General features: G+C 69.8%; 12 protein-coding genes. 9 read left to right on the top strand and 3 right to left on the bottom strand.

The features are described from left to right. Positions 1–12: 12 nt before the first annotated feature. The 7 genes from ABEA33_RS26205 to ABEA33_RS26175 all read left to right on the top strand — a co-directional run bounded on the left by ABEA33_RS26205 (position 13) and on the right by ABEA33_RS26175 (position 9,206). Entirely contained in the window at positions 13–1,995 is a 1,983-nt protein-coding gene (locus ABEA33_RS26205) for an alpha-1,4-glucan--maltose-1-phosphate maltosyltransferase (RefSeq protein ID WP_345530090.1), read from the top strand. Continuing rightward, entirely contained in the window at positions 1,911–3,707 is a 1,797-nt protein-coding gene (treS, locus tag ABEA33_RS26200; protein WP_425577479.1) for a maltose alpha-D-glucosyltransferase, read from the top strand. Before ABEA33_RS26205 ends, treS begins: the two co-directional genes overlap by 85 nt. Beyond that, positions 3,704–5,146 carry a maltokinase N-terminal cap-like domain-containing protein gene (locus ABEA33_RS26195; protein WP_345530088.1) on the top strand — a complete coding sequence of 481 codons (1,443 nt, stop codon included), beginning with the start codon at positions 3,704–3,706 and terminating at the stop codon, positions 5,144–5,146. The genes treS and ABEA33_RS26195 overlap by 4 nt, the downstream gene beginning before the upstream one ends. Then, positions 5,143–7,341 carry a 1,4-alpha-glucan branching protein GlgB gene (gene glgB, locus ABEA33_RS26190; RefSeq protein ID WP_345530087.1) on the top strand — a complete coding sequence of 733 codons (2,199 nt, stop codon included), beginning with the start codon at positions 5,143–5,145 and terminating at the stop codon, positions 7,339–7,341. The genes ABEA33_RS26195 and glgB overlap by 4 nt, the downstream gene beginning before the upstream one ends. A gap of 43 nt (positions 7,342–7,384) precedes the next feature. Continuing rightward, complete coding sequence (locus ABEA33_RS26185; RefSeq protein ID WP_345530086.1) at positions 7,385–8,152, top strand: NUDIX hydrolase; 768 nt, start codon at positions 7,385–7,387, stop codon at positions 8,150–8,152. Positions 8,153–8,257: 105 nt separating this feature from the next. Continuing rightward, complete coding sequence (locus ABEA33_RS26180; RefSeq protein WP_345530085.1) at positions 8,258–8,776, top strand: hypothetical protein; 519 nt, start codon at positions 8,258–8,260, stop codon at positions 8,774–8,776. A 19-nt stretch (positions 8,777–8,795) separates the two neighbouring features. After that, complete coding sequence (locus ABEA33_RS26175; protein ID WP_345530084.1) at positions 8,796–9,206, top strand: YccF domain-containing protein; 411 nt, start codon at positions 8,796–8,798, stop codon at positions 9,204–9,206. 65 nt (positions 9,207–9,271) lie between these two features. Here the strand turns inward: ABEA33_RS26175 and ABEA33_RS26170 are convergent, their stop codons facing one another. Further along, on the bottom strand, positions 9,272–10,216 hold the full coding sequence (locus tag ABEA33_RS26170; protein WP_345530083.1) for an EamA family transporter: 945 nt from the start codon (positions 10,214–10,216) through the stop codon (positions 9,272–9,274). Between the two features lie 74 nt (positions 10,217–10,290). Here ABEA33_RS26170 and ABEA33_RS26165 point away from each other — a divergent pair, with 74 nt between their 5' ends. Next, positions 10,291–11,187 (top strand): LysR family transcriptional regulator, encoded by an 897-nt coding sequence (locus ABEA33_RS26165; RefSeq protein WP_345530082.1) that lies wholly within the window; start codon positions 10,291–10,293, stop codon positions 11,185–11,187. Positions 11,188–11,224: 37 nt separating this feature from the next. Here ABEA33_RS26165 and ABEA33_RS26160 read toward each other — a convergent pair whose 3' ends face one another. Together ABEA33_RS26160 and icmA are read right to left on the bottom strand one after the other, a co-directional pair. Then, entirely contained in the window at positions 11,225–12,160 is a 936-nt protein-coding gene (locus ABEA33_RS26160; RefSeq protein ID WP_345530081.1) for a co-chaperone YbbN, read from the bottom strand. A gap of 30 nt (positions 12,161–12,190) precedes the next feature. Further along, positions 12,191–13,879 carry a coenzyme B12-dependent isobutyryl-CoA mutase large subunit gene (gene icmA, locus ABEA33_RS26155; protein ID WP_345530080.1) on the bottom strand — a complete coding sequence of 563 codons (1,689 nt, stop codon included), beginning with the start codon at positions 13,877–13,879 and terminating at the stop codon, positions 12,191–12,193. Between the two features lie 157 nt (positions 13,880–14,036). Here icmA and ABEA33_RS26150 point away from each other — a divergent pair, with 157 nt between their 5' ends. After that, positions 14,037–16,220, top strand: a complete 2,184-nt coding sequence (locus ABEA33_RS26150; RefSeq protein ID WP_345530079.1) for a choice-of-anchor J domain-containing protein — start codon at positions 14,037–14,039, stop codon at positions 16,218–16,220.

Below are 16,220 nucleotides of genomic sequence, written 5' to 3'. Positions count from 1 at the left end.
AGGTTGGAGCGCATGGTCGGACGCATCCCCGTCATGGACGTCACGCCGCTGGTCGACCTCGGTCGGCAGCCGGCGAAGGCGACGGTCGGCGAGCCGTTTCCCGTCACCGCCAGCGTGTTCCGCGAGGGACACGACAAGCTCGGCGCCGAGGTCGTGCTCACCGGTCCGGACGGCGTACGACGCGCTCCGGTTCGGATGACGAAGCACGCCGAGGTGCCCGACCTCTACGAGGCCTGGGTGACCCCGGACGTCGGCGGCGCCTGGACCTTCGAGGTCCACGCCTGGTCCGATCCGGTCGCCACCTGGCAGCACGCCGCCGGCCTGAAGGTCCCAGCCGGCGTCGACGTCGAGCTGATGTTCACCGAGGCCGGCCTCCTCCTCGACAGGGTGCTCGCCTCGATCGACCCGGCCCACCCGGGCGCCGTCCTCGCCAAGAAGATCCTCACCGGAGCGAGCAAGGCGGCCGCGGACACCAAGCGCCCCCCGGCCGCACGGCTCGCGGCACTCGAGTCCCCTGAGGTGACCGAGGTGCTGGCGGCGCACCCGCTGCGCGAGCTGCTCACCGTCGAGGGCCCCTACCCGGCGTACGCCGACCGCGCGAAGGCGCTCTTCAGCAGCTGGTACGAGTTCTTCCCGCGTTCGGAGGGCGCCAAGAAGAACGCCAAGACCGGCCAGGTCACCAGCGGCACCTTCAAGACCGCTGCCAAGCGGCTCGACGCTGTCGCCGCGATGGGCTTCGACGTCATCTACCTGCCGCCGATCCACCCGATCGGCGAGGTCAACCGCAAGGGGCCCAACAACACGCTCGACCCCGGCCCGGACGACCCCGGCTCGCCGTGGGCGATCGGCTCCAAGGACGGCGGTCACGACGCGATCCACCCCGATCTCGGCACGTTCGCCGACTTCGACGCCTTCGTCGCCCGGGCCAACGAGCTCGGCCTCGAGGTGGCGCTCGACCTGGCCCTCCAGGCTGCGCCCGACCACCCCTGGGTCACCAGCCACCCCGAGTGGTTCACCACCCGCGCCGACGGCACCATCGCGTACGCCGAGAACCCGCCGAAGAAGTACCAGGACATCTACCCGGTCAACTTCGACAACGACCCGAGCGGCATCTGCCAGGAGGTCCTGCGGATCGTCCGGCTCTGGATGTCGCACGGCGTTCGCGTCTTCCGGGTCGACAACCCGCACACCAAGCCCGTCGCGTTCTGGGAGTGGCTGCTCACCGAGGTCCGCCGTACCGACTCCGACGTGCTGTTCCTGGCCGAGGCCTTCACCCGGCCGGCGATGATGCGCGGCCTCGGGGCGATCGGCTTCCACCAGTCCTACACGTACTTCACGTGGCGCAACGCGAAGTGGGAGCTCGAGGAGTACCTCAAGGAGCTCTCCCACAAGACCGACCACCTGATGCGGCCGAACTTCTTCGTCAACACGCCCGACATCCTGCACGCCTACCTGCAGTACGGCGGCCCGGCGGCGTTCAAGATCCGCGCCGCCATCGCCGCGACCGGATCGCCGAGCTGGGGCGTGTACGCCGGGTTCGAGCTCTTCGAACACGTGGCAGTGAAGCCGGGCAGCGAGGAGTACCTCGACTCGGAGAAGTACCAGATCCGGATCCGCGACTGGGCCGGCGCCGAGGCGGACGGGCGCACGCTCGCGCCGTACCTGACCCGGCTCAACGAGATCCGCCGCGCTCATCCGGCGCTCCAGCGGCTGCGCAACGTGGCGATCCACTACAGCGACGACGAGAACATCCTGGTCTTCAGCAAGCAGGAGGGCGAGGACACCGTGATCGTCGTCGTCAACGTCGACCCGCACGCCACCCGCGAGACGATGGTGCACCTCGACCTGCCGGCGCTCGGGATGCACGACAACGACTCGTTCGTCGTGCACGACGAGATCACCGGCGAGGACTGGACCTGGGCCCAGCACAACTACGTCCGGCTGGACCCGCACCACGAGCCGGCCCACATCCTCAGCGTCAGGAGGACTCGTTGACCCCCGAGATCACCGACGAGAGCACCAGCCGGACCCCCGAGTGGTTCAAGACCGCGGTCTTCTACGAGGTGCTGGTCCGCGCGTTCCGCGACTCCAACGCCGACGGCACCGGGGACTTCCGCGGGCTGGTCGAGAAGCTCGACTACCTGCAGTGGCTGGGCGTCGACTGCCTCTGGATCCCGCCGTTCTTCCCGAGCCCGCTGCGCGACGACGGGTACGACGTCGCCGACTACACCGGCGTGCACCCGGACATCGGCACCATCGACGACTTCCGCTACTTCCTCGGTGAGGCCCACAAGCGCGGGCTGCGCGTGATCATCGACTTCGTGATGAACCACACCAGCGACCAGCACGAGTGGTTCCAGGCGTCGCGCAACGACCCCGAAGGGCCGTACGGCGACTTCTACGTCTGGTCCGACACCGACGAGCTCTACGAGGACGCCCGCGTCATCTTCGTCGACACGGAGCCGTCGAACTGGACCTGGGACCCGGTGCGCCAGCAGTACTTCTGGCACCGGTTCTTCTCCCACCAGCCCGACCTCAACTTCGACAACCCGGCCGTGCACGACGCGATCATCGACGCGATCCGCTTCTGGATGGACATGGGCATGGACGGCTTCCGCCTCGACGCGGTGCCGTACCTCTACGAGCGTCCGGGCACCAACGGCGAGAACCTGCCGGAGACCCACGACTTCCTCAAGAAGGTGCGCAAGGTCGTCGACGACGAGTACCCCGGCCGGGTGCTGCTCTGCGAGGCCAACCAGTGGCCCGAGGACGTCGTCGACTACTTCGGCGACCCGGAGGTCGGCGGCGACGAGTGCCACATGGCCTTCCACTTCCCGGTGATGCCGCGCATCTTCATGGCGGTGCGCCGCGAGTCGCGCTTCCCGATCTCGGAGATCCTCGAGCAGACCCCGGCGATCCCGGACAGCTGTCAGTGGGGCATCTTCCTGCGCAACCACGACGAGCTGACCCTCGAGATGGTCACCGACGACGACCGCGACTACATGTGGGGCGAGTACGCCAAGGACCCCCGGATGAAGGCCAACATCGGCATCCGTCGGCGCCTCGCTCCCCTGCTCGACAACGACACCAACCAGATCGAGCTCTTCAACGCACTGCTGCTCTCGCTGCCCGGTTCGCCGTGCCTCTACTACGGCGACGAGATCGGGATGGGCGACAACATCTGGCTCGGTGACCGCGACGGCGTACGCACTCCGATGCAGTGGACGGCCGACCGCAACGCTGGCTTCTCGTCCGCCACCCCGGGCAAGCTGGACCGCCCGGTGATCCAGGACCCGGTTTTCGGGTACCAGTCGGTCAATGTCGAAGCACAGCTCGAGAACTCCTCGTCGCTCCTGCACTGGACGCGCCGGATGATCCACGCGCGCCGCAACCACGAAGCGTTCGGGCTCGGGGAGTTCCACGACCTCGGCGGCTCGAACCCGTCGGTGCTGTCGTACGTCCGCGAGCACCGGACCGAGGACGGCCGCGAGGACCTGATCCTCTGCGTCAACAACCTCTCGCGCTTCCCCCAACCGGTCGAGCTGGACCTCCGGCGCTACCAGGGCCGACAGCCCGTCGAGCTCCTGGGCGGGGTGCCGTTCCCCGAGATCGGCGAGCTCCCCTACCTGCTGACGCTGTCCGGCTACGGCTTCTACTGGTTCCGGCTGACCGCCCAGGAACCCACCGAGGAGGGCCAGCTGCTGTGACCCCGTCCATCTCAGAGGTAGAGCCCGACGTCTTCGTCAGGTATCTCGAGCGCACCCGCTGGTTCGCCGGCAAGGGACGTCCCTTCTCGGTCGCTGGCGTACGTCGGATCGGCCAGCTCCCCGGGAGTGGCGACGGCCTCTGGGTGGTGATCGACCTGGTCGAGGTCGCCTATGAGGACGGGCCCGGCGGCAGCGAGATCTACCAGGTGCCGCTGGCCCTCTACACCGAGCCCGAGACCCGGCTCGACCACGCCTTCCTCGGCTGGTGGGAGGAGCCGGAGTTCGGCTGGGTCCATGCGTACGACGCGCTCCACGACCGGGACGCGATGGGACTGTGGCTGCGCGCGTTCGCCGCTGCGGCCGACGAGGCCGGGGGCAATCGCACCGAGCTCGACAGCGGCCTGGCCTTCCATCGACTGCCCGGCCACGAGCTCGACCTCGACACCCACTCCGCGCTCTTCTCGGGTGAGCAGTCGAACTCCTCGGTCGCCTTCGGCGAGGACTCGCTGATGAAGGTCTTCCGCAAGATCACGCCCGGGGTCAACCCCGACATCCAGGTGCACGAGGTCCTGACCGCCGCGGGCTCCGACCACATCGCCGCGCTCTACGGCTGGCTGGACTGGGTCGACGCCGACGCCGACGAGGGCCGCGGCACGACCATGCAGCTCGCGATGCTCCAGCAGTTCCTGCGCACGGCCAGCGACGGCTGGGACCTCGCGGTCACCAGCGCCCGCAACCTCTTCGCCGAGGCCGACCTGCACGCGCACGAGGCCGGCGGCGACTTCGCCGGCGAGTCCGCCCGGCTCGGGGAGGCGCTGCGCGAGGTGCACGCCGTCCTGGCGGAGCACTTCCCGACCGAGCGCCGCGGCCCGGAGGCTGCCACCGCGCTCGCCGATGCGATGACCACCCGCCTCGACGCCGCCCTCGACGTCGTGCCCGACCTCGCGCCGTACGCCGACGCCCTGCGCGCGACGTACGACCGGGTGCGTGCGCTGCCGGGCCTGACCGTGCAGCAGGTCCACGGCGACCTGCACCTCGGGCAGACGCTGCGCACCAGCCTGGGCTGGAAGATCGTCGACTTCGAGGGCGAGCCCGCCAAGCCGCTCGCCGAGCGGTTGCTGCCGGACTCCCCCTGGCGCGACGTCGCCGGGATGCTGCGCTCCTTCGACTACGTACCGCGCGTCGTCGAGCGCTCCTTCGCCCAGGACGACGCCGAGGGTGCTCCGCAGCGCGCCTACCGCGCCGACGAGTGGGCCCACCGCAACGCCAACCACTTCCTGGTGGCGTACGCCGGCGGGGAGGTCAGCGACGAGCAGCGCGTGCTGCTGGACGCCTATGTCGCCGACAAGGTCGTCTACGAGACCGTCTACGAGACGCGCAACCGACCGGCCTGGGTGGACATCCCGCTCGCCGCCGTCGCCAGAATGGGAGACGCATGACTCCGCAGGCCCACGCCGTACAGCCGGTCGCCGAGGACGAGCTGAGCCAGGTCGTCCACGGCCAGCACGGCAACCCGCACGGCGTGCTGGGACCGCACCCGCACGACGGTGGAGTGACGGTGCGCGTGCTCAAGCCGCTCGCGTCGTCCGTGGAGGTGCGCTGGGACGGCGGTGCCGTCGCGCTCACCCACGAGCACGAGGGCATCTGGGTTGGTGTCCTGCCGTTGCCGGACGTGCCCGACTACCGCGTCGCGGCGTCGTACGGCGCCGACCCGATCGTGCTCGACGACTCCTACCGGTTCCTGCCGACGCTCGGTGAGATGGACCTGCACCTGATCAACGAGGGCCGCCACGAGCAGCTCTGGGAGGTGCTCGGCGCTCACGTGCGCCACTACCCCGGTGCGCTGGAGCCCGTCACCGGCACATCCTTCGCCGTGTGGGCGCCGTCGGCTCGCGCGGTGCGGATCAAGGCCGACTTCAACAGCTGGGACGGGCGAGAGCACCCGATGCGGCAGCTCGGGTCGTCCGGCGTCTGGGAGCTGTTCGTGCCCGGCGTCCGCGGCGGCACGGCGTACAAGTACGTGATCCTCGGGCCCGACGGCGAGTGGCGCGAGAAGGCCGATCCGATGGCCGCCTGGGCCGAGAAGCCGGCCGACACTGCCTCCAAGATCTTCGAGTCGGCGTACGAGTGGGGTGACGACGCGTGGCTCGCCGAGCGCGCCAAGGGCTCCCCGGTGAACGGGCCGATGAGCATCTACGAGATGCACCTCGCCTCGTGGAAGAAGCATCACGACGGCCGCTTCTGGTCGTGGGCCGAGCTGGCCGACGAGCTGCCGGCGTACGTCGCCGGGCTGGGGTTCACCCACGTCGAGCTGATGCCGGTGATGCAGCACCCGTTCGGCGGCTCGTGGGGCTACCACGTGACGTCGTACTTCGCGCCCGACTCGCGCTTCGGTGACCCCGACGGCTTCCGCCTGCTCGTCGACCGGCTGCACCAGGCCGGCGTCGGCGTGATCCTCGACTGGGTGCCCGGCCACTTCGCCACCGACGAGTGGGCGCTGGCCCGTTTCGACGGCACTCCGCTCTACGAGGACCCCAACCCGCAGCGCGGGTGGCACAAGGAGTGGGGCTCCCACATCTTCAACTTCGGCCGGCGCGAGGTGCGCAACTTCCTCTACGCCAACGCCGTCTACTGGCTCCAGGAGTTCCACGCCGACGGGCTGCGCGTCGACGGCGTCGCCTCGATGCTCTACCTCGACTACGCCCGCGAGGACGGCGAGTGGTCGCCCAACATCCACGGTGGTCACGAGAACCTCGAGGCCGTGCAGTTCCTGCAGGAGATGAACGCCACCGTCTACAAGCGCATCCCCGGCATCGCCACGATCGCCGAGGAGTCGACGTCGTGGCCCGGCGTCACCCGCCCGACGTCGGCCGACGGACTCGGCTTCGGCTTCAAGTGGAACATGGGCTGGATGCACGACTCACTGGACTACCTGGCCCACGAGCCCGTGCACCGTGCCTACCACCACGGCGAGATGACGTTCTCGCTCGTCTACGCGTTCTCCGAGAACTTCGTGCTGCCGCTCTCCCACGACGAGGTCGTGCACGGCAAGGGCTCGCTGCTGCGCAAGATGCCGGGCGACCGGTGGCAGCAGCTCGCCAACCTGCGCGCCTACCTGGCGTTCATGTGGGCCCACCCGGGCAAGCAGCTGCTGTTCATGGGCTGTGAGCTCGGGCAGGAGTCCGAGTGGGCCGAGTCGCGCGAGCTCGACTGGTGGCTGCTCGAGCACCCAGAGCACCGCGGTGTCTCCGACCTGGTGCGCGACCTCAACGCGGCGTACGTCGGCTCCCCCGCCGTCTGGTCGCGCGACAACGACCCCAGCGGCTTCCAGTGGATCGACGCCAACGACGCCGGTCGCAACGTCTTCTCCTTCATCCGCCGCGGATCCGTGGACTCACCCGACGTCGTCTGCGTCTCCAACTTCGCGTCCGTGCCCCACGACGACTACCGGGTGGGTCTGCCTGCGGACGGTGAGTGGGAGGAGATCCTGAACACCGACGCCGAGGCGTACGCCGGCTCCGGCGTGGGCAACTTCGGATCGGTGACCGCGGTCGCCGGCGACTGGTCCGGCCAGCCCGCGCACGCCACGATCGTCGTACCGCCGCTCGCGACGGTGTGGCTGCGCAGGCGCTGACATCGGGCAACACCGACTTGTCGAGACCACTACTCTGACTCCCGTGACCGAGCCCGCCACCATCGTGACCACCGTCGCGGAGGGAACAGCCCGGATCACGTGGACCGTCGACACGCCGATCGACGTCATCCGCCACCACGTGGTGGGCGCCCTGCTCGACCACGCCCGGGTCGAGGCCCTGGTCGACCCCGATGACGAGGGTGGCCAGCGCGCCGCGACCTGGTCGGGGCTGCGCCGCGAGGGCGTGATGCGCGGCGTGACCGTCGACGGGTCGCCGGTCGACCGCGTCGTCTACGCACGCCTCGCGACCGACACCCCGCTGAACGAGCCGGAGGGGTTCCGGGCGCTGCTCAACTCCTTCCTCCCCCGCAAGCGCGCGATCGGACAGATGCTGGTGCGCGACCCGGACGGGCGGGTGCTGCTGTGCCAACTCACCTACAAGCCCGACTGGGACCTGCCCGGCGGTGTCGTCGAGGTCAACGAGTCCCCGCAGCAGGCGGTCACCCGCGAGATCGAGGAGGAGCTCGGCCTCGACCTCCCCGCGGGCGGGCTGGTGCTGACCGACTGGCTGCCCCCGTGGAGCGGCTGGGACGACGCGCTCTGCCTGGTCTTCGACGGCGGCGTCCACGACGCCACCCTCACCGACTCGATCGTCCGCGAGGCCCGCGAGATCCGCTCGGCCGAGTTCTGCACCCTCGAGCAGATCACCGAGCGCTGCGCCGACTTCACCGCCCGCCGGATCGAGTCGGCGCTCGCGAACCTCGCGCCGGGCGGGTCCGCTGGCCCGGCGTACACCGAGTCAGGGCGCTAGAGCCGAGTCGGCGCAAACTGACCCGCGAGTCGGCGCAAAGTGACCCTGAGCCGGGGTCACTTTGCGCCGACTCGGCGATTTGGTGGTCCGTGGCACGATGATTACATGATTACAAACGAACTCACGGAGCGCGTGACGGGCTGGTTCGCCGGCCGGCTCCCGGCGGAGTGGCAGTCAGCCCCCGCCGTCGTCACGGTGGACCGCGAGGAGATCACGGTCATCTTGTCGATCGCCGACGTCGAGCTCGAGGGCGCGTCCGACGCGGCCATGGCCGAGGCCCGGGCGGGCCGGGCGTCGGCCTTCCGCGAGGAGACCCGCGACCAGCGGATGGAGATCGCACGCGAGGCCCAGCACCGGTTCGAGCGCAAGGTCTCCTGGGGCCTGGCGATCGGGGAGCATCGGGAGCTGTGGACCCACGTCTCGGCCCCGACGATGACCCGGCTGCGCCAGCCGCAGCGGCTGGTGCTCGACACTCTCGTCGACGCCGGCGTCGCCCGCTCGCGTGCCGACGCGCTCGCCTGGTGCGTACGGCTCGTCGGGCAGCACGAGAGCGACTGGATCGCGGAGCTGCGCGAGGCGATGGACACCGTTGCCGACGTACGAGCGAAGGGTCCCGCTGCCTAGCACTGGCTAGATTGACCGGGTGCGATTCGTCCTCAACGTCATCTGGCTGGTGCTCTGCGGGTTCTGGATGGCGATCGGGTACGTCGTCGCCGGGGTCATCTGCTGCATCCTGATCATCACGATCCCGTTCGGCATCGCGTCGTTCCGGATCGCCAACTACGCGCTCTGGCCGTTCGGGCGTACGGCGATCCGCAAGCCCACCGCCGGGGCCGGGTCGACGATCGGCAACGTGATCTGGGTCGTCGTCGCCGGCATCTGGCTGGCGATCGGCCATGTCGTGACCGGCGTCGCGATGTGCCTGACGATCATCGGCATCCCGCTCGGCATCGCCAGCTTCAAGATGGTGCCGATCTCGCTGCTACCGCTGGGCCGCGAGATCGTCCCGAGCGACGAGCTCGTCTACCGCTCCGCCGCCACGCCCATGGCGTGACGGACCGGGCAGCGGTGCGTGAGCAACCGAATTCCCATCCGGTTCGGTGCGAAACGGTTGCCTGCTCACCGCCGCACGGTCGCCACCCTGGGTAGCGGTGGATTCGGCTCGGTCTGGGCCCCAGGAACCGATCCCAAGCCACCGACGCCCGGCGCGCGCCACACCGGCCGCATCGCGACCAGCACGCCCACGATCAGCAGCAGTCCGCCGAGCAGCTCGGCCGAGTTGGGGCGTTGGTCGAGGAGCAGCCAGGCCGACGCCATGGCGACGACCGGCGCGAGCAGCACCCACGGCACGACCGAGGACGACTGGTTGCGCGACAGCAGGGTGTTGAAGACGCCGTACCCCACCAACGAGGCCAGCCCCGCGGTGTAGAGCGTCGAGACCGCCGCCTGCCAGGAGAACGACAGCAACGCGTCGCCGACCACGCCCGGCCCGTCGATCGCCAGCGACAGCGCGAGCAGCGGCACCGGTACGACGACCGCGGACCAGACCGTCAGCGACAGCCCGCCCTTCACCCCGGACGCGCGCGAGACCACGTTGCCGATCCCCCACGACAGCGCGCCGAGCACGCAGAGCGCGAGGGCGAGCAGGGTCACCTGGCCGCCGCGGCCGACCGCGACGACGGCGAGTCCTACGGAGCCGAGGACGACACCCGCGACCTGGGCCGTGGTCGGGATCTCCCGCAGCACGCCCGCGGCGATCAGCACGGTGAAGATCACCTGCGCCTGGAGCACCAGCGCGGCGAGGCCGGGCGGCATGCCTGCGTCCATCGAGACGTAGAGGAAACCGAACTGGCCCAGGGACATGAAGACGCCGACGGCCGCGATCACCCGCCACGGGGCGTCCGGCCGAGCGACGAAGAAGATCGCCGGGAAGACCACGAGCACGAACCGGATGGCCACGAACAGCAGCGGCGGGATGCCCTCCATCCCCCAGTCGATGACGACGAAGTTGAAGCCCCAGATCGTGGCCACGAGGGCGGCGAGGAGGGAGTCACGGCGGTTCACACCGACCAGCCAACCGTACGGCGACCATGTAGCACCAGCGAATCCTGATGCATGGATCCATGTAGCATCGCTGCATGATTGATCTCGCCGCCCTGACCAGCCTCCGGGCTGTCGACACCCACGGCTCCGTCGTCGGCGCCGCGGACGCACTGGGCTTCACGCCGAGCGCGATCTCTCAGCAGGTCAAGCGACTGGAGAAGCAGACCGGCGTCGCCCTGCTCGAGCGGGTCGGTCGCGGGGTGATCCTCACCGACCACGGCCGGCACCTCGTCGACGCCGGTGCCCGCCTGCTCGCCGACCTCGAGGAGGTCGAGTCCGGGCTGCACGAGCGGGCCGGCACGGTGTCGGGTCACCTCCGTCTGACGGCGTTCTCCACCGCGATGCGCGGCCTGGTCGCCCCCGTCGTCCGCGACCTCCGCGCCGACCACCCCGACCTCACGCTGTCCCTCACCGAGCGCGAGCCCTGGGACACCATCGACCTGGTCGCGACCGGCCAGAGCGACCTCGGCGTCGTGCACCGGTGGGGCGATGTCCCGATCGCGATCCCCGACCACCTCGCGGCGACCCAGGTCGCGACCGACTTCGCCGAGGTCATCGTGCCGGTCGGCCATCCGCTCGCCGAGCGGACCCGGGTCAGCCCACGAGACCTGGTCGACGAGGGCTGGATCGCGACCCCCGAGGGCACGATCTGCCGTCAGTGGCTCACCCGGATGTACGCCGGGACCGGGCGACTGCCTCGGATCGCGCACACCGCGATGGAGTTCGACTCCCACCTGGCGCTGGTCCGCGCCGGCCTCGGTATCGCCCTGGTCCCCCGACTGGGTCGCCAGCCGCTCGGCGACGAGCTGGTCGCCGTACCCGCGCACGATCCCGAACCCACCCGCGACGTGATCGCGGTGCACCGGCGCAGCATGGCGGAGTCACCCGCCGTACGGGCCGTGCTGGAGGCTCTGACCGGGTCGTCCGCCTGAGGAGCACCTATAGCTAGCCGAGAGGCGGACGACCCGACTAGAAGAGCGCAGAAGCCAGGCTCTGCCGGCCCTTGAGCACCCGCGGGTCGTCGTTGCCGACGGCGCCGAAGAGGCCGAGCAGGTGCTCGCGTGCCTTGTTGCGGTCGTCGCCCGACGTACGACGGACCAGCTCGATCAGCCGGATGAACGCGTCCTCCACGTGACCACCGAGCATGTCGAGGTCGGCGACCATGGTCTGGGCGTCCACGTCGTCAGGGTTCGCGGCGCCGGCGGCCCGGGCGGCGTTGAGGTCGACGCCCTGGGTGCGCTGCAGGACCTTCGCCATCGCCAGGCCCGCCGCAGCCTCGACGTCAGCCGGGTTGGCGGTGACGAGCTTCTGGTACTCCGCGACCGCGCGGTCGATGTCGCCGTCGCCCAGCGCGTCCTGGGCGGCGGCGTAGCGCGGGTCGACGTCGGGCTCGCCGTCGCCGTCCGTGTCGACGGGAGCGGATCGGGGCTGGTGCCGGCCGGTCATGCCCTGCGCGGTCAGCTGCTGCATCACGGTGGTGAGAGCGGAGCGCAGCTCGTCGATCGGCAGCACGTCCTGGATCAGCGGCGCCGGACGGCCGTCGAGGACCGCCACCACCAGCGGGATCGACGGGATCTGCATCGCCTGCGCGATGCCCGGCGCCGCGTCGATGTTGACGAGGCCGACCAGGAACCGGCCCTCGAACTCGGTCGACAGCGTCACGAAGTCGTCGGCGAGCTGCTGGCTCTCCGGCATCCGCGTCGGTGAGTAGAAGACGAGCAGGACCGGCGCCGTCATCGAGGTCTCGATGACCGACTGGAAGCTCTCCTCACTGACCTCGACGGCGTACGACGAGCCGCCGGCCGGCGCCGCGCCCCCCGGTGCGGCGGACCCCGACTGGGGGGCGGGCGCCTTGAGGCCGGACAGGTCGATCGCGCCGGGGCGCGAGAACGGCTGCTGGGTCATGCGCCAATCCTAGGGAGCCGGGCGGCAGACTCAGAACCGGGCCGGTTCGCGGTACTCCCCCCACTCGGCCCGCAGGGCGTCGCAGATCTCCCCGAGCGTGGCCTCGGCGCGCACGGCGTCGAGCATCGGCTCGATGGTGTTCTCGTCGGCGAGAGCCGCCGCGACCATCCGGTCGAGCGCCTCCTTGACCGCGGCGTCGTCACGCGCCTGGCGGCGGGCGGCCAGCACGCGGACCTGCTCGACCTCGACCTCGTGGGAGACCCGCAGGATCTCCAGGTCGTGGGTGACGGACTCGGTGTGGCAGTTGACCCCGACGATGCGCTTCTCGCGCTTCTCCAGCGAGACCTGGTATTGGAACGCCGCCTCGGCGATCTCGGACATGAACCAGCCCTCCTCGATGCCGCGCAGCAGCCCCTGGGTGATCGGGGCCTCGCCGCGGGCGACCGCCTCGGCGATCCGCTCGGGCTGGTCGGACGTGAGGGTCGAGCCACCCATCGCGAGGACCTTGTCGAAGATGGCGTTGGCCTCTGCCTCGATCCGGTCGGTGAGCGCCTCGACGTACCAGGAGCCACCGAGCGGGTCCGCCACGTTGACGACGCCGGTCTCCTCCATGATCACCTGCTGGGTGCGCAGCGCGATCTCGGCGGCCTGCTCGCTCGGCAGCGCGAGGGTCTCGTCGAGGGCGTTGGTGTGCAGCGAGTTGGTGCCGCCGAGCACGGCCGAGAGCGCCTCGATGCCGGTGCGGACCACGTTGTTGTAGGGCTGCTGCGCGGTCAGCGAGACACCCGCCGTCTGCGTGTGGAAGCGCAGCCATTGCGCCTTGTCGGTCTTCGCGCCGTACACGTCGCGCATCCAGCGCGCCCAGATCCGGCGGGCGGCGCGGAACTTCGCGATCTCCTCGAAGAAGTCGACGTGAGCGTCGAAGAAGAAGGACAGCCCGGGCGCGAAGACGTCGACGTCGAGGCCACGCGACAGCCCCAGCTCGACGTACCCGAACCCGTCGGCGAGCGTGAACGCGAGCTCCTGCGCTGCCGTCGAGCCGGCCTCGCGGATGTGGTAGCCGGAGACCGAGAGCGGCTTGTACGCCGGGATGCTCTCGGCGCAGTACTCCATCAGGTCACCGATCAGCTTCAGGTGCGGCTCCGGCCCGAAGATCCACTCCTTCTGGGCGATGTACTCCTTGAAGATGTCGGTCTGCAGCGTGCCGTTGAGCTTGCCGGTGTCGACCCCGGCCCGCTCGGCGGCGACGATCATCATGCAGAAGACGGGTACGGCGGGGCCGCTGATCGTCATCGAGGTCGTGACGTCACCGAGGTCGATGCCGTCGAACAGCACCTCCATGTCGGCGGCGGAGTCGATCGCGACGCCGCAGTGGCCGACCTCGCCGAGCGCCTTCGGGTCGTCGGAGTCGCGGCCCATCAGGGTCGGCATGTCGAAGGCCACCGACAGCCCGCCGCCGCCGCGGCCGAGGATCATCCGGTAGCGCTCGTTGGTCTGCTGGGCGTTGCCGAAGCCGGCGAGCTGCCGGATCGTCCACGAGCGGCCGCGGTAGCCGGTGGGATAGAGACCGCGGGTGAACGGGAACTCGCCGGGCCACTCCGAGTCGTCGGTGCCGTACGCCGGCTCGAGCTCGAGCCCGCTCAGCGTCGTGAAGTCGACCTCGCGGACCCGGGACTTCTCGTAGCGGGCCTGCCAGCGGGTACGCGCGTTCTCGCTCATACTGGAGTTAGTAGGACGTCCTACTAAATGCACCAACTGCGAGTTTGTGAGGCAACCAGACTCTTGCGAGCCCCGCGGGGTTCGGGATAGGACGGATCTCGGCGCCACCCGCTACCGCGGGTCAGCACTCGGCACGGCGCCATTCTCGGGAGGTCTCATGAAGACGTCGTTCCTGCCAGCCGGAGTCGCCCTCGCCACGTGCGCGGCCGGTCTCCTCATCCCGTTCGGATCCGCAACCGCGGCCCCGGGGACCGCCACCGCCGCTCCACCCGGCGCACCCGCCCCCAGCGACACCCGCGAGGTCTCGCCGGACGCGAAGTACTCCACCAAGCAGCTCGACAAGGTCGGCTCGAAGTCACGGCTCAAGGCGCAGGCTCTGGCCGCCGCGGCGACGCCCCCGACGGGCACAGTGCGCTCGTGGCTGGCACTGGACGACTTCAACGGCCAGCTGTACCTGAAGCCGTACACGTTGAAGGGCGTCGGCGACAAGATCGAGGTCTGGGTCGCCAACGACACCTCGTTCCCCGCCGGCGACTGCCGCGGCACGGACAGCACCGTCGTCACCCAGGCCCAGGTCGACCGCCTGGTCAGCGAGTTCGACAACAACATGTACCCGAAGGAGACGGCCACCTTCAGCACTCCCCCGGACCTCGACGGCACCAACGCCCAGATCGCCGGCGACTACACCGGAGACGGCGACAACACCGTCGCGCTGATCGACAACGTCCGCGACGACAACTACTACGACTTCCCCGCGGCCTCGACGTACATCGCCGGCTTCTTCTCGTCGCAGTTCAACGACCTCGTCGACCGCAACGTGATGACGATCGATGCCTACGACTGGGCGCACCGCACCGGCGACAACCCGCCGGACGCCTCGACCACGGACCCCTGCACGAGCCGCCCGGCCCGGCCGAACCTCTACGAGGGCACCTTCGCGCACGAGTGGCAGCACCTCCTGCAGCACTACACCGACCCGTTCGAGGTGAACTGGATCAACGAGGGCCTGTCCGACTTCGCCCAGACCCTGGTCGGGTACGTCGACGCCACCAAGACCGTCGACCAGCCCGGAGCGGACAGCCACATCTACTGCTTCCAGGGCTTCGGGATCGTGCAGACGCCGTACAACCCCAACCCCCGCGACTGCGGCGGCGCCCAGAACTCGCTCACCCTGTGGGGCGAGGATCCCAACCCGGCCGCGACGCTGGCCGACTACGGCAACGCCTACTCGATGATGCTCTACCTCTACGACCGGTTCGGCACCGACTTCATGTCGGCGTTGCACCGCGACGGTGAGTTCCAGGGCATCGCCAGCCTCGCCAACGAGCTCGAGGGCGAGGGCATCAACGACCCCTTCAAGGTCATCCACCAGTACCAGTCGATGGTGCTGCTCGACAAGATCGTCGGCGACGCCAAGCACTCGATCGTGCTCGGCGCCGACAAGCGGGTCGTCACCACGCCCAGCCTGCGCTCGACGGTCAACCTCGACAACCCGGAGTCCTACGACACCCCCGGCGCCGCACCCAACGGTGCTGACTACGTCGCGCTCCGCGGAGCCGACGGCAAGACGCTGAAGGGCAGCAAGCTGAAGACGCTGACCTTCGAAGGCGCGTCGACGCTGCCGACCCAGCCGCTGACCTGGAGCCTGGTCTCGAACGACCCGGACCGGCCCGGCAACTCGGTGCTGTGGTCCGGCAACGCCAACAACCTCGACTCGGCGGCGGTCACCCCGGTGACGGTCCCGGCCGCGGACCCGACGCTGACCTTCGACGCCAAGTACGGCGCCGAGGCCGGCTACGACTACGGCTACGTCCAGATCTCGACCGACGGCGGCAAGACCTACACCTCGATCGCCGGAGACAAGACGACCGACGGCCCGCTCGGCGCCGCGCTCAACGGCACCACCACCGGGTTCGAGCCGCACACGTTCGACCTCTCGGCGTACGCCGGGCAGAGTGTGCTGCTCAGCTTCCGCTACGTGAGTGACGGCGGCGTCAACGAGGGTGGCCTGCTGGTCGACGACATCTTGGTCGGCGGCACCACCATCAGCGACGGCTCCAGCCTGGCGCCGTTCAAGTCGCCCACGCAGATCAGCCCGCTGGCGGTCCAGAACTGGAACGTCAAGCTGGTCGGCATCCGCGCGGGCAAGATCCCGACCGTGCTGCAGGTCGAGTGGAACGGCCGCAACCACCTCAACCTGGACCGTCGCGACCTGCTCCCCGCCGTGGTCTTCGACAAGGTGGTGGCGATCGTGGCGACCGACGACTCCTCGGAGCTGGTCCAGCAGTTCGCGCCGTACACCCTGAAGGTCAACGGCGTCACCCAGCCGGGCGGCGCCTGA

It is taken from the genome of Nocardioides endophyticus, from assembly GCF_039543845.1.
GTDB classification, from domain to species: Bacteria; Actinomycetota; Actinomycetes; order Propionibacteriales; family Nocardioidaceae; genus Nocardioides; species Nocardioides endophyticus.
The sequence above is the reverse complement of the archived record's forward strand: the minus strand, read 5'-3'. Positions and strand labels throughout refer to the sequence as shown.

What these genes read in the sequence shown, in the direction of transcription:
- ABEA33_RS26205 (WP_345530090.1), top strand. Translation starts at nt 13, where the DNA reads ATGGTCGGACGCATCCCCGTCATGGACGTCACGCCGCTGGTCGACCTC.
- glgB (WP_345530087.1), top strand. Translation starts at nt 5,143, where the DNA reads ATGACTCCGCAGGCCCACGCCGTACAGCCGGTCGCCGAGGACGAGCTG.
- ABEA33_RS26180 (WP_345530085.1), top strand. Translation starts at nt 8,258, where the DNA reads ATGATTACAAACGAACTCACGGAGCGCGTGACGGGCTGGTTCGCCGGC.
- ABEA33_RS26165 (WP_345530082.1), top strand. Translation starts at nt 10,291, where the DNA reads ATGATTGATCTCGCCGCCCTGACCAGCCTCCGGGCTGTCGACACCCAC.
- ABEA33_RS26160 (WP_345530081.1), bottom strand. Translation starts at nt 12,160, where the DNA reads ATGACCCAGCAGCCGTTCTCGCGCCCCGGCGCGATCGACCTGTCCGGC.
- icmA (WP_345530080.1), bottom strand. Translation starts at nt 13,879, where the DNA reads ATGAGCGAGAACGCGCGTACCCGCTGGCAGGCCCGCTACGAGAAGTCC.
- ABEA33_RS26150 (WP_345530079.1), top strand. Translation starts at nt 14,037, where the DNA reads ATGAAGACGTCGTTCCTGCCAGCCGGAGTCGCCCTCGCCACGTGCGCG.